This is a genomic window from Mycobacterium sp., assembly GCF_052144515.1.
Classification (GTDB): Bacteria; Actinomycetota; Actinomycetes; order Mycobacteriales; family Mycobacteriaceae; genus Mycobacterium.
Window position 1 is genome coordinate 1 of record NZ_JBKQQD010000570.1, and the last position, 14,600, is coordinate 14,600.

At 65.6% G+C, this 14,600-nt stretch carries 14 protein-coding genes; 5 read left to right on the top strand and 9 right to left on the bottom strand.

The annotated features are described in order from the left end of the window. The 4 genes from ACLP9N_RS39625 to ACLP9N_RS39640 form a co-directional block, all read right to left on the bottom strand. Positions 1-1,114, bottom strand: a 1,114-nt coding sequence (locus tag ACLP9N_RS39625; protein ID WP_442412506.1) for a TniQ family protein, incomplete at its 3' end; no start/stop codon positions are given. Next, on the bottom strand, positions 1,095-2,135 hold the full coding sequence (locus tag ACLP9N_RS39630; RefSeq protein ID WP_442412507.1) for a TniB family NTP-binding protein: 1,041 nt from the start codon (positions 2,133-2,135) through the stop codon (positions 1,095-1,097). The genes ACLP9N_RS39630 and ACLP9N_RS39625, both read right to left, overlap by 20 nt. A 121-nt stretch (positions 2,136-2,256) precedes the next feature. Then, positions 2,257-4,437, bottom strand: a complete 2,181-nt coding sequence (locus ACLP9N_RS39635; protein ID WP_442412508.1) for a transposase — start codon at positions 4,435-4,437, stop codon at positions 2,257-2,259. After that, positions 4,434-5,171 carry a TnsA-like heteromeric transposase endonuclease subunit gene (locus ACLP9N_RS39640; RefSeq protein WP_442412509.1) on the bottom strand — a complete coding sequence of 246 codons (738 nt, stop codon included), beginning with the start codon at positions 5,169-5,171 and terminating at the stop codon, positions 4,434-4,436. The genes ACLP9N_RS39635 and ACLP9N_RS39640 overlap by 4 nt, the downstream gene beginning before the upstream one ends. Positions 5,172-5,527: 356 nt before the next feature. On the opposite strand from ACLP9N_RS39640, the gene ACLP9N_RS39645 reads away from it, so the two are divergent. The 3 genes from ACLP9N_RS39645 to ACLP9N_RS39655 all read left to right on the top strand — a co-directional run bounded on the left by ACLP9N_RS39645 (position 5,528) and on the right by ACLP9N_RS39655 (position 8,904). Beyond that, complete coding sequence (locus ACLP9N_RS39645) at positions 5,528-6,787, top strand: cytochrome P450 (RefSeq protein ID WP_442412510.1); 1,260 nt, start codon at positions 5,528-5,530, stop codon at positions 6,785-6,787. Then, a complete protein-coding gene (locus ACLP9N_RS39650; RefSeq protein ID WP_442412511.1) occupies positions 6,787-7,368 on the top strand; it encodes a TetR/AcrR family transcriptional regulator in 582 nt (193 codons plus the stop codon). Before ACLP9N_RS39645 ends, ACLP9N_RS39650 begins: the two co-directional genes overlap by 1 nt. Positions 7,369-7,701: 333 nt before the next feature. Further along, complete coding sequence (locus ACLP9N_RS39655) at positions 7,702-8,904, top strand: PPE family protein (protein ID WP_442412512.1); 1,203 nt, start codon at positions 7,702-7,704, stop codon at positions 8,902-8,904. A gap of 54 nt (positions 8,905-8,958) precedes the next feature. On the opposite strand, the gene ACLP9N_RS39660 is transcribed toward ACLP9N_RS39655, so the two are convergent. The 3 genes from ACLP9N_RS39660 to ACLP9N_RS39670 form a co-directional block, all read right to left on the bottom strand. Beyond that, positions 8,959-9,675 (bottom strand): siderophore-interacting protein, encoded by a 717-nt coding sequence (locus ACLP9N_RS39660; protein WP_442412513.1) that lies wholly within the window; start codon positions 9,673-9,675, stop codon positions 8,959-8,961. 72 nt (positions 9,676-9,747) lie between these two features. Beyond that, on the bottom strand, positions 9,748-10,899 hold the full coding sequence (locus ACLP9N_RS39665; RefSeq protein ID WP_442412514.1) for an acyltransferase family protein: 1,152 nt from the start codon (positions 10,897-10,899) through the stop codon (positions 9,748-9,750). Continuing rightward, the gene (locus ACLP9N_RS39670) at positions 10,896-12,611 is read right to left on the bottom strand and encodes a DEAD/DEAH box helicase (RefSeq protein WP_442412515.1); all 1,716 of its coding nucleotides are present in this window, start codon (positions 12,609-12,611) and stop codon (positions 10,896-10,898) included. The genes ACLP9N_RS39665 and ACLP9N_RS39670 overlap by 4 nt, the downstream gene beginning before the upstream one ends. Before the next feature lie 98 nt (positions 12,612-12,709). Here ACLP9N_RS39670 and ACLP9N_RS39675 point away from each other — a divergent pair, with 98 nt between their 5' ends. Further along, positions 12,710-13,315 (top strand): LppP/LprE family lipoprotein, encoded by a 606-nt coding sequence (locus ACLP9N_RS39675; protein ID WP_442412519.1) that lies wholly within the window; start codon positions 12,710-12,712, stop codon positions 13,313-13,315. Positions 13,316-13,390: 75 nt separating this feature from the next. Here the strand turns inward: ACLP9N_RS39675 and ACLP9N_RS39680 are convergent, their stop codons facing one another. After that, positions 13,391-13,624, bottom strand: a complete 234-nt coding sequence (locus tag ACLP9N_RS39680) for a hypothetical protein (RefSeq protein ID WP_442412516.1) — start codon at positions 13,622-13,624, stop codon at positions 13,391-13,393. Between the two features lie 261 nt (positions 13,625-13,885). Between ACLP9N_RS39680 and ACLP9N_RS39685 the strand changes: the two genes are divergently transcribed. Further along, positions 13,886-14,065 carry a hypothetical protein gene (locus tag ACLP9N_RS39685; RefSeq protein ID WP_442412517.1) on the top strand — a complete coding sequence of 60 codons (180 nt, stop codon included), beginning with the start codon at positions 13,886-13,888 and terminating at the stop codon, positions 14,063-14,065. Here ACLP9N_RS39685 and ACLP9N_RS39690 read toward each other — a convergent pair. After that, positions 14,062-14,600: hypothetical protein (locus ACLP9N_RS39690; RefSeq protein WP_442412518.1), on the bottom strand; the 539-nt coding region annotated here is incomplete at its 5' end. The two genes, ACLP9N_RS39685 and ACLP9N_RS39690, sit on opposite strands and share 4 nt — an antisense overlap.

Below are 14,600 nucleotides of genomic sequence, written 5' to 3' on the forward strand. Positions count from 1 at the left end.
CTCGGGTACCTATCGAGGGCATGGCTGTCCGTAAGGCCTCTTCGGCTTCGTGCAAGGAGGGCTGCAGCAGCACGACAAGGGCCGCTGTCACGCCCGCGGCCACCCACGCCGCCGGCGCCTTGAGCGCGATCCGGTCTGTGCTGGGCATGCCCGCAGGATGGTCGGCGGGCTGGCCCGGGATCGCTGGAAAGCTCAATCGGTGGACCCATTTGCCCACCTCGTGGTCGGTCGGGCGTCCGCCGAACACTTGGATCAACTCGGGCACTTTAGGTGTTTTGACGATCCAGTTTCCAAGCACATGCAGGTCGATGAGCAGCTGTTCGGGGCTCACCGGAGCCCGGTGATAGACCCCTTCGTCGACGGTCGGCATTGCGAGCAGTTCAGTGAGGCGCTGCTGCATGGTCAGCACACAGTGTCCTTCCCGCAGCTTGTCGGGACGGGCTCTGGCCAAGCGTGCTGGACATCGATAGGGCGGAGTAGAGCTCCTCACCAACCGGTCGCACCGGTCGGGATGTGGATAGAGCCTGCTGGCGAACCAATCAAACACCGTCTGCTGCTGGGCGCACTGTGGGCATGCATCGACCAGAAAGCAGCGGTGCTCGACACAGACGGACATCCATGGCAGAAACCATTCGAGTTTTCGTCGACCGGGCCGCGCCTTCAAGCACAGTGGGCAATACCGCTGTCGGTAGATCAGTCCCCAGGGAGTGCGAGGACGACCGGTGTGACTGTCCGTCGTGATGAGCGGGGCGCCGTATCTACCCGCAATCGTCATTGAATCCAGTTGCCTTTCATCCAATGTCGTTGCTGCCGAGATAGCCTGGCGCTCTTGGGCTGTCAGACTCGTGGTCAACACCGCTCCGCGGTAACTCGCCGCGATGCCGTCGACGCCCGTCGGCAGGACCGCGTCGAGAAGTTCACCCCAGGTGGCGTCCATCCGGGTGGCCAACGCGGCCAGCCACGACTCCAGCGCCTCGCCGGGCATCGGATCGACCCGCGTGGGCAGCGACCGCTTGTTCGTTGCCGCCGACGCCCGCGGTTGTCCCTGGCAGCGTCCGTCCCGCCCCGCGAGCGGGTCTTGCGTGAGCCCGGAGTCAGTTCGCTTTACTCGCATTGCGAATCTTGACCCGCATTTCAGGTCGTTGTTGTTCGGAGGCGGCGTCGATTGGCACGCGCTCGAGCAGGTCTTGGTCGATATATTCAGCGCCGGTGCGTATCGCGCGCCGACAGGCACGATTAATCAGGGTGGTGAGCGGTCCGATGCGGCCAGAGCTGCGTTCGAACAAATAGTCCGAGCGATCGACCAACATCCCCTGGTGCTTGTGGGCCAGCACGAGTTGCTTCTCGATCGCAAGCAACAGTCGGCGCCATTCCCGGCGGTGTCCGGGGCTGTCGATCGTGAACTCGCGCAGATGTAAGGGTGTGATGCGTCGGCCGCTTTGACCAAGGATGCCGTCGGCGTAGTCACCGTCGCTGTAGAGGCCGCGTTGTCGTAGTCCGATGCCGATGAAGATGATGGTGAGTGGGAATTCGTTGCTGATGTATTTGAACTGATTGCTGATCTGCACGCTGGTGGTGCGTTGTTTGAGGAAGTGCAGGTCGTCGACAACGAGTAGCTTCGTCTCGCAGGACAGCACGCAGTCAAGTGCCCGGTCGGCGAATTGCGCGGCCGTGCCCCTCTGCGTACCGGCATGGTTGTAGAACGCGAGCATTGCGCGATTGAAGTCTTTGATCCCGGTGTTACCGGTCATCCCGACGCGGCATACTGGCCATCGTTCGTCGCCCGCCTCAGTCATGCGACCATGCCTGGCGATTTGCTCGTTGTGATATCCGTACACGTAATCCAGGATCGCGTGGGTCTTCCCGATGCCGGCGCTGCCCTCGATGCCGATAGCGCCCTTGGCTTTGTCCCCGTCTTGTCGGTTGCTGGCGACGATATCGGTGAGGTGTTCGTGTAATTCGATCAGCTGTGTGGTCTTGACGGTTGGCAGATTTGCATGCCAGATGTCGCGTTGTTCGTCGTACTCGTAGTGGGCGCTGCTTCCTAGGTTGCGCAGCTGCGTGGCCGTCAATTCGTCGGGCTGTTCCCTGCGTGGCCCCTCTGCCTTGGTCTGGAAGCCTTCTTTGCGCGACAAGGTGAGGTTGTCGAAGCTCGCGACCTTTTTGCGGACCGCGGTGCGCGCGGTGGACGTCCGACCCCGATCAGATAACTTCGGTAATTTTGTTGCAGTACAGATCTTTTCGTTCGTTGCTGGGTCACGATTCTTCGAACGCGTCTGCGTAGTACTCCTCATCTTCGATCCCCTCTTCGTCGCCGGCGTCGCCCTCGGCGTTATAGATATCGAGGTCGTCGTCGGCGGTGTGTGCTTCGACTTCCCGGGGTGCCTCGAAAGCTGGTGCTGCCAGGGCTTTTCGGCATTCAGCAATAAAGACGCGCGCATCTGGTTCGTCTTCAGTGGCAAATTCTCCGAGGAGTTCGGCGCGTTCTTTCGCCAGGCGCAGAGCGATTCGCCGCTCGACTGTGCTGCGGCCCAACCCGATACCCCATTCCTCGAGCATCCCCGCCAATGCCGCATCAGGTTCCGTTGATGTGCCACGGGCCGCCGCGAGTCGGCGGGCATACTTGACGCCGTCCTCGGTCATCGGCAGGTCGGACGGCGCATCCCTCCATAAGAGAGTGCACCATTTTCGGGTGTCTGACCGGCGCAGATAGACCCTGGTGATGTCGTCGGGGTTGACGTGTATGTGCCAGCGGCGCTGGGCTTCACCGAGATTAGGGCTATCGGTTTCGCGCAATCCGTTCAGCCCGGGGCCGTTGTACATACGACTGTTGTAGCTCACGCCGTCGTGGAGGATTCGTCGCGCGACCGGGCGTAAGAATTCAAACGCGAGGTCGGGATCTCGTGGCGCTTCGATGTAGCCGGCGCGCTCGACGCCATGCTGAAACATTTGCGCCGGGGAGAACTGGTGCCCGGACACGTCGGGGTCGAACAGGCTGTCGTGGGGACCGTGGTGGTAGACACAGGCGATCCATTGGCGGATCAACTGCTCAATCTCGTCGAGATACAACATCGCCTCGGACTCCGGGGACACTCCCCGCGAATAGACGTCGGGGCCCTTGTACCCGGGGAGGTACTGCAGCAGATCCAATCTTAGTGTCAAGAAGAACCGCTCTAAGATGCCCTTGTCGCTGGCGGTCCTCAGTCGCGCCGGCTGTATGGAGATGCCCATTCGTTGGCACACACTGTTGATGTGCTGGCTCTTGAACGGGCGCCCGTGGTCGATCACGATTGTTTCCGGGACCACAGCCGGATGCATTGTCGCGTTGGCTCGGCCTTCCAACCCGTCGACGTCTAGGAACACCGCTCGGGGGATGCCGTGCTCGGGCCACACTGCGTAGTCCGGCCAATGCGCTGGAGCTGGCAACGGACGGAACGCCTGGAACATGGTGGCCGCCACGTCGAGCGAATTCGTGGTCGGTGTCACCCGCAGACCGACGATGCAGCGGGTGTAGGCATCCATTGCCGCGGTGAGCTCTACCTTCACGCACTTCAAAGTCACCGGGTCTAGGGCGTACACATCCAGAGAATTAGTGTCCATGACCATAAACTCCCCGGGGCGGTTTGCCCGCAGCTGCCCGTACTCGCGATCGACCCTGGCCGCAACATCGCGATTGCGTGCACGGCTGCCGGTGAAGGTCGGCACCCGCCGGTCGAGTTGTCGAAGTCGCCGGTAGGCCGTTGCCCTCGACGGGCTCGGAACAACAGCAGGACCATAAGTCAGATCGAGTCGGGCTCGGGTCTGCAACATGATGTTCCTCTTGTTGGGCCGAGATGAGTTCGCGTGCTCAAACATCACCTCCTCTGCGGTAGCCAGCCAGCGGGGATCGGCCAGGCCCAATGGATCGGTACAACTCAGATACGCCAAGCCCGCTTCGCCATGATCCCGATATGCCGCTGCCCACCGTCGAATGGTTCGGTCAGACATGGCCAACTCTTTTGCTTTGGCCTCATACCGGCGCGCTAGCGGCAGATCCGGCGCGTACTGCGGGCGCGGTTCATCGCATCGCGCGGTCTCGGCGCATCCTGATCGGTATCCGGTGAGCACTTCACGGACGTGGTCAGCCTTCTCGGTCGCCGCGGCCAGCTGCCGCTCAGACAGGTTAGAGAGCAGGACCCCGGCAAGCTCGATATCGTCATCCGCGCGGGGGCCGTCGCCAATAGTGATGATCGATGCCCGCCCGGATGCCAACAGCTCACGCATCGATAGCTGGTAGCGACGCGCACCGCCACGATCCTCAACGACGACCTCGTTTCCGTGCCCTGAGGTGGCCATCTTTACGATCGTCACGGTTTCGCCGTCGTAGGCGAATGTGGTTCCCACACCCACCGGCACAGCCGCCCCCCGACGCCTGCCGTAGTCGCCTTGCCGTGTCACGGCCGGGCCCAGACGACAGTCGTTGGTGACAGCCGCTCGATGATATCCACCGCCAAGTCTTGGCGCCACAACAAGTGCATCAGCGCGGGTAGCGCAGTTCGCTTCGGATACGAAGTAGCACAAGCAATTTCGCCGATCGTAGATCCTGGCGCGCTTTCTGCCGCGCGGCGAACCTCATCGACGACTCTCTCGTGGAACAACCACGGACGGCGGTATCCGGCCAGGAATCGGATATTGAGGTACTCGGTCCTCGGGGGCTCGTGTGCCAGTTCATATTTCCAGCCTCTGGATTCGACCACGCGGCGCGTGAGGTCGAAGAGACGCGCGTACTTTGGCTTGTCCATCCGTGCTTTTCGAGTCACATCGATCACCAGGGGTTCTTCCTCACTGAGGACGAGATAGTCGGGAATGCGTGTGAGGCGCTCTCCCTCGATGGCAGCCTTGATCTGAAATGGTTGGCTGACAATACGTTTCGATGAGCGGTCAAAGTCGGCCATCAACAGCCGCGACAGCTCCAGCAATGATTCGTACCCGACCAGCTTGGCCTCGGTAGCACTCCAGTACATACCCGAGTAGTGACGTTGGCCCAGATACCAGGGAAATTCCCGCCAGGGACGGCCATCGGCCACCGCCAGTGGATCGACGTCAGTCCAAGGCATCACCCGGATCTCGCCATTCATGGCCTTGTAGGCAACGTCGACGACATCGCTGTCCGCGTCGGTTATCTCCTTCATCGGCCACCCTCGCTTCAATCACGTTGGCACCGTTGACAATCGTAAACCCGCAGAGTGGGCGCAGACCATGGCTCTAGCAGATAAAAGCCACCGTTCTATTGGTACGGAGCAAAACCGCGGATACGCGAACCGCACTTGGCTAGCGGTGCCACCACCGATTCGGCCGGCGGGCACCACAGCGTGTCCCTGATCTCGGGATCACCCCCATAATCTCACCGTCGTGTCCAAAATGACAAACAGATGACAACCCGGATGAGAACATGACAAACAGTTTGAGAATCGACAGGTTTCGCTAAACTTTTCGGCCCAGTTTCGGCGGTATTGACAGCGCCCTTGATTTGTCGTACGAATAAGACATGACAGCTGTGGTGTCTCACAATGGTTCGGTGGCATTTCAGCTCGCCACCGCCGACACCTGGCCCAATCCCTGGCCGATGTACCGCGCGTTGCGCGACCACGACCCGGTGCACCAAGTCGTCCCTCCGAAGCACCCGGAGCACGACTACTACGTGCTTTCCCGGCACGCCGATGTCTGGGCGGCGGCTCGCGACCACGAAACCTTCTCGTCCGCGCAGGGGCTGACGGTCAACTACGGCGACCTGGAAATGATTGGGCTGCAAGACAATCCGCCCTTTGTGATGCAGGACCCGCCGGTGCACACCGAGTTCCGCAAGCTGGTGTCGCGCGGTTTCACCCCGCGACAGGTCGAGGCGGTGGAGCCCAAAGTGCGCGAGTTCGTCGTCGAGCGCATCGAGAAGCTGCGCGCCGAGGGCGGCGGCGATATCGTCACCGAGCTGTTCAAGCCCCTGCCGTCGATGGTCGTCGCGCATTATCTCGGGGTTCCCGAGCAGGATTGGGTGCAGTTCGACGGCTGGACCCAGGCCATCGTCGCGGCCAACACCGCCGACAGCGGCTTCAGCGCTGGTGCCGGCGCGCTGCAGACCGCCGGTGAGGCGGTCGGGTCGATGGCGGCCTACTTCACCGGGCTGATCGAGCGGCGCCGAACCGAACCCGAGGACGACATCATCTCGCATCTGGTATCTGCCGGAATCGGCAGCAGGGGCGGGGTCGGCGACATCGCCGGCACGCTGTCGATCCTGGCCTTCACGTTCACGATGGTCACCGGCGGCAACGACACCATCACCGGCATGCTGGGCGGTTCGATGCCGCTGCTTCACCGGCGACCCGATCAGCGGCGGCTCCTGGTGGACGACCCGGACCGCATCCCGGACGCCGTGGAGGAACTGCTGCGGCTGACGTCGCCGGTGCAGGGGCTGGCCCGCACCACCACCCGCGACGTGACGATCGGCGACACCACGATTCCGGCCGGTCGCAAGGTGTTGCTGCTGTACGCGTCGGCCAACCACGACGAACGCCAGTACGGGCCGGACGCCGCCGAGCTCGACGTGACCCGTTGCCCGCGCAACATCCTGACCTTCAGCCACGGCGCACACCACTGCCTGGGCGCGGCGGCCGCGCGGATGCAGTCGCGGGTCGCGCTGACCGAGCTGCTGGCCCGCTGCCCCGATTTCGAGGTCGACGAGGCCGGCATCGCGTGGGCCGGCGGCAGCTACGTGCGGCGTCCGCTGTCGGTGCCGATCACGGTGCAGCGCTGATGCCGGGCAACAACTGGCTGGCGGCCACCCGCACCGAGGTGGCTGCCGACCGGATCCTGGACGCCGCCGAACAGCTCTATACACAGCGGGACCCCGTTTCGATCGGGATGAATGAAATCGCCAGGGCCGCAGGCTGTTCCCGCGCGACGCTGTACCGGTATTTCGAGAACCGCGAGGCGCTGCGAACCGCGTATGTGCACCGCGAGGCGTACCGGCTGAGCCGCGAGATCAAGCACCGGATCGACGGTGTTGACGACCCGCGCGAACGGCTGATCGCGAGCATCGCGGTCACGTTGCGGATGGTCCGCGAGAGCCCGGCGCTGGCGTCGTGGTTTGCCATTACCCGCCCCCCGATCGGCGGCGAGATCGCCAGACACTCCGAGGTGATCACGGCCCTGGCCGCGGCGTTCGTCAATTCACTCGGCGCTGAGGACCCCGCGACCACCGAGCGCCGCGCCCGTTGGGTGGTGCGGGTGATCACCTCGCTGTTGATGTTCCCGGGCCAGGACGACGCCGACGAGCGGGCGATGATCGAGGAATTCGTCGTCCCGGTCGTGACGCAGGTCACCGCCGGCCGATAGTCGGACCCGTGCGCTACCGCCCCTCGGGGCCGCCGTCAATAGCGTGCTAGAGCCAATTTCGCGGCCGGCGGCACGGGTCGCCGGTTTGCCAAAATATGTCCGATGTATGAAGGCGGTGTTTTTTTCCGTCGAAATTGCCGGACCGGGCCCCAAATTGGACTATGTTATGGCTCATCGGTCATCAGTTGATGGTTGGTGGGTTTGGTGCCCCTAGAGGGGAGAAGCGGCACGAGAGCGGGTTCGCGGAGATTGGGCTTCGCGCCAGCCGCCGCGATCGCGGACAGATGCCGGTGATGCAGTTACGGCGGTGCGACCGGCCGAGGAAGGGTTGTGATGCAATACCCCACTTTGCCTCCAGAGCTCAATTCGCTGCGGATCTTCTCCGGTGCGGGGTCGGGCCCGATGCGTCAGGCCGCGCAGGCCTGGGAGTCGTTGGGCAGTTCCTTACGCCAGGCGGCGAGCTCGTTCGGAAATGTGACCTCTAATCTCACGAACGGGGCGTGGCAGGGCGCGGCGTCGCAGGCGATGGCGCAAGCCGCAGCGCCATACGTGGCGTGGCTGACTGCAGCGGCAACCCATTCGGAAACCGCGGCAATGCAATCCCAGCTGGTCGCGGCCGCGTACGAGGCGGCGCGTTCCATGACGGTGCCGCTGCAGGCGATCTCGAACAACCGGAACAGCTTTGTCCAGCTAATCAGAGCGAACACCTTGGGACAGCTCACCCCGGCGATCATGGCCGTTGAGGGCTTCTACGAGGAGATGTGGGCCCAGGACGTGTCGGCGATCGCCGGCTACCACGCGGGAGCCTCGTCGGCCGCGTCGACGCTGGCGCCGCTGTCGCAGCTGATGCAGACCCTGCCCGGGATGCTGGGCGGGATGGGTGGCATGGCCGGGGGCGGCGGCGCAGCGATGATGGGCGGCAGCGGTCCGATGTCATCGGGGGCAGCGGGGGCAGTGGCACCGCCGGTATCGGGCGGCGCAGCGACAGGCGCGGTAGGGGCCAGCGCGGTAGGGGCAGGGGCAGGCGCAGCAGCCGCGTCGGCACCCGGCGCCGCCGCGGGCGGTGCGGCACCCGCCGATGCGGCAGCCGCGCCGGCCGCTGCAACCTCTGCTAGCGCTGCGGGACCCGCGCCGGCTATGGCAACCGGGGCACCCGGGGTGTCCGGGATATCAGGGACGTCGATACTTCCCGGCGCGATGATGGGCGCAATGATGGCCTCGCAGGCTGCGTCGGCATCGAGCAACGGATCCACTGGGCCATCTGGGCCGGCTGGGCCGGCACCGGCTGCACCACCCGCGCCGGTCGAGGCCGAAGCGACCGCAGCGGAACCGGCTGTGGCCGCACCGCCCGCGGAGCCGGTCAGGCCGCCGGCGGCAAAGCCCATCACGTCGGCACAGGTTGCTGCCGCGCCCTCGGCCGCGGTGCAAGCCGCCCGGCCGGCGGCGAAGGCAGCCGAGTCCGAAGGGGAAAGGATGCCCGGCGAGCGGCTGCCGATCGAGGAGCCATACCGGACACCGCTGGAAGACGTTGGCTAAGCCAAGAACTGGCGCCAAGGACTGGCGCGGCGCCGCCGTGGCGGTATCGGCTGGTCAGGCCATCCAATAGGCTTGCGCCTTAATGGATTTCTTCGGAATACCGAAGTCCTCGCGCAGTACTTTGGCAACCGCACGCGTGGTCTGCGTGTTGCAGGCGACCCAGCCGAAATGGTCGCCCGCGTCGAAGGCCGCCGAACGCACGGCCTCGAGCAGCGAGTCGCAGTCGTCCTTGTGGTCCACCCAGGTGACGTTGATTTTGGGGTCACGTCGCGCCACGGGCAGGCATTTGTCGTCGTCGCAGCACGACTGCAAAAAGACGCGCGCCGGGGCGTCGCCGATCGACTCCAGCAGAGAGTTGATCGCGGGCAGCGACGCGGTGTCGCCGACGATGACATAGCCGTGCGGCGGCGGGTCAGGGATGGCGAACTTGCTGCCCAGCACCGTCGCCTCGACGGTGTCACCGGGTTGCGCCGTCCGTGCCCAGTCCGACGCGCAGCCCTCGTGCAGGGCGAACTCGACGTCGAAGGTGTCGGCCTCGGGCTTCGGGTCGACCAGCGTGTAACCGCGCTGGTGCCCGTCGGCGAACCAGATCCGGATCCACATCGTCGGGTGCACGGGGTGATGGTCGAGCATGCCGCCGGCATCGAAGCTCAACCTCAGGTAGCGCGGGGTGATCTCGCGCCGGCCGGTCACGGTGAGCCGGTAGTCCCCGGCCCGCATCAGCTTCATCACCGTGCCCTGCCAGCCCCGCGACGGTTTGAGTTCAGTCATATGTCCTGACATCCTTCATCGGCGTTGCGCAAACTTAGGACAGGGTAACCTATCTAACTGGGGACGCGGTGTTCAGTTCGGCACCCGCGTGAAGCGGTGTAGCAGCCAGGCCAACGGGATCGTCAGCGCCAGCGTCGCGACGAACAGGTTCAGCATGGAGCCGGTGTAGACGTGCGCGCGAACCACGTAGTCCATCGCGAATTCCATCGTCACCAGATGGATCAAAAAGATCTCGTAGGAGATCTCACCCAGCCACACCATCGGCCGGGTGGCGAGCACCCGGGCATACCAGCCCTGGATGTCGGCGCCGCCATCCAGCGCCAGCGGGGCCACCGCCAGCGTGGCGATCACGGCATAGAAGACGGTCTTCCACAGGGCCTCGTTCACCGACGCCGGCGACGTCGTGGGCGCGCCCGCGATGGGGGTGGAGACGATGAAATAGCAGATGACCGCCAGCGGTATGGCCGCGAACGCGTAGCAGCGCACACCCATCGCCTGCCATACGGCCAGCAGCATGCCGCCGAGGAACCAGGCCAGGTAGGTGGGCAGCCACAGCCGGGCGCCGTCGGGAAAAAAGTGGTCGGCGTGCACCAGAACCAACCAGCCCGGGCTGATCAACGTCATCCCCGCCAAAGCGGCCAGCACCAGCTTCGGCTGCCAGCGCCGCCGGCAGATCAACACCAGCAGCAGGTAGGCGAGCGGCGGTAGCGCGACGTAGAAGGCCGCCTCTACCGCGAGGCTCCACATCTGGGTCAGCCCCTGATGCAGGTACTTGCCCAGGTAGCCGTCGGTGTAGATCTGCGTCAACGTGAGGTTGCGCAGCAGTCCCAACCAGGTGTGTCCGGGGTTCGGTCCCGCTTCCCGGAAGTGATACAGAACGTAGGCGATCAGCACGGTGATGACGTAGGCGGGCATGATGCGCCGAACCCGGTGCCGCGCATAGCGGCTCAGCGAAGGTGGCGGCCCGCCGGTGGCAGCCGATTTCACCCACGGGCGGAAGAGCAGGAAGCCGGAGAGCACGAAAAAGATCGGGACGCCGACCTCCAGCCGCGCACCGACCAGGCCCCAATAGCCGTGGGTGTATTTGCCCGTGGTGTATGCCGCGTGGGTCCCGACGACCAGGAGGGCGGCGACCGCGCGGATACCGGTCAGCGATGCGACCCGGTACGGCCCGGACGTCTGTTCGAGTCCGCCCTGCGCGTCTCTCTCTTCGGACAGGGTCATCCGGTGCGGTTTCTGCGAGGCTTGCCGCCATCGCGGTTGCGTGCCTTGTCGGATGACCGCTCCGGCCGAAGGTTGATCAGCACGCCCGAGATGCGGGTGTTTTCCAGCTTTTTCAATGTCGAGCTGGGCAGCTTGGCCGGCAGCTCCACCAGTGAGAAGTCCGGTCCGATGGCGATGTGGCCAAAATCGCTGCGATGCAGACCTCCCTCGTTGGCAATGGCGCCGACGATCGCGCCCGGACCGATCTTGTGCCTCTTGCCCACGGCGATGCGGTACGTGGTGAAGGACCGCGTGTGCGTGGGCCTTTCGGGACGGTCCCGACGTTCGTCGCGGTTGCGCGCCTTGGGCCGTTCGGGCGGCGGCTCGGGTGCCATCAGGAACGCCTCGCCGTCGCGGGACTGCAACGCCAGTGCCGCGGCGATGTCAGCCATCGGGACGTCGTGCTCGCGTTCGTAATCCTCGACCAGCCGGCGGAACAGCTCTAGCCCCGGACCGCCGAGCGTGTCGGTGATGGAATCGGAGAATTTCGCTACCCGCTGTGCGTTGACGTCCTCGACGGTAGGCAATTCGGCCTCGGAAATCTCTTGGCGCGTGGCTTTTTCGATCGACTTGAGCAGGTGACGCTCCCGTGGGGAGACGAACAACAGCGCGTTGCCCGAGCGGCCGGCCCTGCCGGTGCGTCCGATCCGGTGTACGTAGGACTCGGTGTCGTGCGGGATGTCGTAGTTGAGCACATGCGATATCCGCTCCACATCGAGCCCCCGCGCGGCCACATCGGTGGCGACCAGGATGTCTATACCTTTGGAGCCGCCTTCTCGCAGCGCGGTTATGGTCCGCTCCCGCTGTGCCTGCGGGATATCGCCGTTGATCGCTGCGGCGGAAAACCCTCGGGCACGCAGTTTTTCGGCGACCTCCTCGGTCGCCTGTTTGGTGCGGACGATGACGATCATCGCCTCGAACGGCTCGACTTCCAGCACCCGGGTCAGTGCGTCCATCTTGCGTGGGCCGGCTACCTGGATGTAGCGCTGCGAAATGTTCTCGGCGGTAGCAGTTTTCGCCTTGGAAGTGACTTCGAATGGATCGTGCAGATACTTGGTGGTGAGCTTGCGGATCGCCGGCGGCATGGTCGCCGAAAACAGCGCTACCTGTTTGTATTCCGGGGTGTCGGACAGGATGCGCTCTACGTCTTCAGCGAAGCCCATGGCAAGCATCTCGTCGGCCTCGTCGAGCACCAGGTAGTCGACATGCGACAGGTCCAGCGTTCCACGCTCGAGGTGGTCGATGACCCGGCCGGGGGTGCCGACGACGACTTGAGCGCCGCGTCTGAGGCCGGCCAGTTGCACGGCGTAGGACGACCCGCCGTAGATCGGTAACACGTTGAGCTGGCGCAGATGGGCCCCGTAGCGGCTGAACGCCTCGGCCACCTGCAGAGCCAGCTCACGGGTGGGCGCCAGCACCAGCGCCTGGGTTACTTTGCTGGTGATGTCGATTTTGGACAGGATCGGGATCGCGAAAGCTGCCGTCTTGCCGGTGCCGGTCTGTGCCAGCCCCACCACGTCGGAACCCGCCATCAGCGGCGGGATCGTCGCCGCCTGGATGGCCGTCGGTGACTCGTAGCCGACGTCGGCGATCGCCCGCAGAACTGAGGGATGAATCTGCAGGTCGGCAAAGGTCGCAGGGGATGCGTCGGGCGGATTTTCGGAGGGGGCCATTGTTCATGGAGTTTAGTGGTGACGACCGCAGCGTGGAGCGCGGCGGTTGTCGGGCACGCGGCCACGCCTGCCGCACCTGCGAGCCCGATGGCGGTACCGTGCGCGATGTGTGGTCGCTACCCTGCCGCGCCGAGCCACTGACGGGCCTGTCGGCTGTCGTATTGGTCGCTGCGACGTTGACCGGCTGCGGTTCGGGGGACTCCACTGTTGCCAAGACGCCGCAGGCCACGGCCACCAGTTCGACGACCACCTCCAGCACGCCGGGCCTGCCGACGGGGGCCGCCGCGCCCGCTGCCCCTACCAGCAGCAGCCCACCGCCGCCCGATCCGTGCGCGGTCAATCTCGCCGCTCCCACCATCGCCAAAGTGGTTTCCGAGCTACCTCGTGATCCGCGTAGCGCACAGCCCTGGAACCCAGAACCGCTGGCCGGTAACTACAACGAGTGCGCTCAGCTGTCCGCCGTCATCGTCAAGGCCAACACCAACGCCGAAAACGCCACCACCCGGGCGGTGATGTTTCATCTGGGTAAGTACATACCGCAAGGGGTACCGGACACGTTCGGGTTCAACGGGATTGACACCGCGCAGTGCACCGGCGACACGGTGGCATTGACGTACCCCAGCGGTATCGGCTTAAGCACCACGGTCAAGTTCCGATGGAACGGCAAAGGGGTCGAGCTCATCGGTAACACCCCCGGCGCCTGAACGAGCCGACAGGCGAGCGAAGCCGTCGAATTCAGCACGAGCGGCTAAGCGAAACGGCAGGCGCCTCCTAGCCGCCTATGACCCGCGCCCCCTACGCGCAAACAGCTCATCGATACACCCACCCGGACCCACCGTTACGGGGTGCCCGGTCCGCCGCCCGCACCATGGGCCGGCCGCCCCACCGTTGCCGGCGTTGTTGGTGACGCCGTCGGCGCCTTGGCCGCCGTCGCCGCCGTTACCGCCGCCGACACCGCCGCAACCGGCTGTCAGTTCAGACAGCTGGGCGCCCAGCCATCCGGTTGCGGGCATGCGGGTCAAACCCGCCCATCGTTTGCCTCGGCCACCACGAGCCCCCGCCGCCCAGCCACGGTAGGGGCGGCTCCGAACCGCCGCACCGGGTAACCACCCGGCTGATCAGGACCGCAACCGCTGTTCGCCCCGGCACCGGCGGCGCCACGCCGCCGGGCGCTATCTGCTGCCAGGTGGTGCATCAGCCAACAACGGTGACGGTCTCAGCCTTACCCAGCAGCTACGACGCCGCGTCCAGCACCGCCGCCCGGGCTGCTGGCGGTGCCGTCCACCGTGATGGCGCCACCAGTGCCGCCGGTGGCAGTGGGTCAGGAGCCGCCGTCGCCGCCGTCACCGCCGCTGCCGCTGGTTTCCGCCGTTGAGGGTGACTACGACCCCGGCCCCGCCGCCGTCGTAGCCACCCCCGGCGTCGCCGCCGCCGCCGGTGTTAGTCGGTGCTAGCTGGACTGACCGCCGCCGCCGTTGCCGCCGCCGAGGCCGCCGCCGCCGGCGCCGCCGCCGCCAGGGGCGGTGCCGCCGTTGCCGCCGTTAGTAAAGGGGGGAAGGTAGGGGCCGATGCCGCCTGCCCCGCCGGCGGCACCATCGGCGCCGGCACCCCCGTTGGCCTCGCCGCCGGTGCCGGTCTGGGCGGTACCTGCGCCGCCGCCACCACCGCCGGTGCCGTTGGCGCCGCCGGCGCCGCCGGCGCCGCCGGTGGCCGTGAAGGGGCCGCTGGTTTTTACGGCACCGCCGCCGTTGCCGCCGTCGCCGCCGGTGGCGCTGGCGTCGCCGCCCGCACCGCCGCCACCGCCGCCACCCCCGAGACCGTTAATGTCTCTGGCCGCACCGCCGCCGCCACCGGCTCCGCCGCCGCCACCGTCACCGCCGGTACCGCCGGAGTTGAGGGCGCCGGCGCCGCCGCCACAACCGTCACCGCCTGAACCCGTGGCCGCGCCGGCGCCGAAGGTTCTGGCGGTGCCGCCGGTGCCGCCGGTGC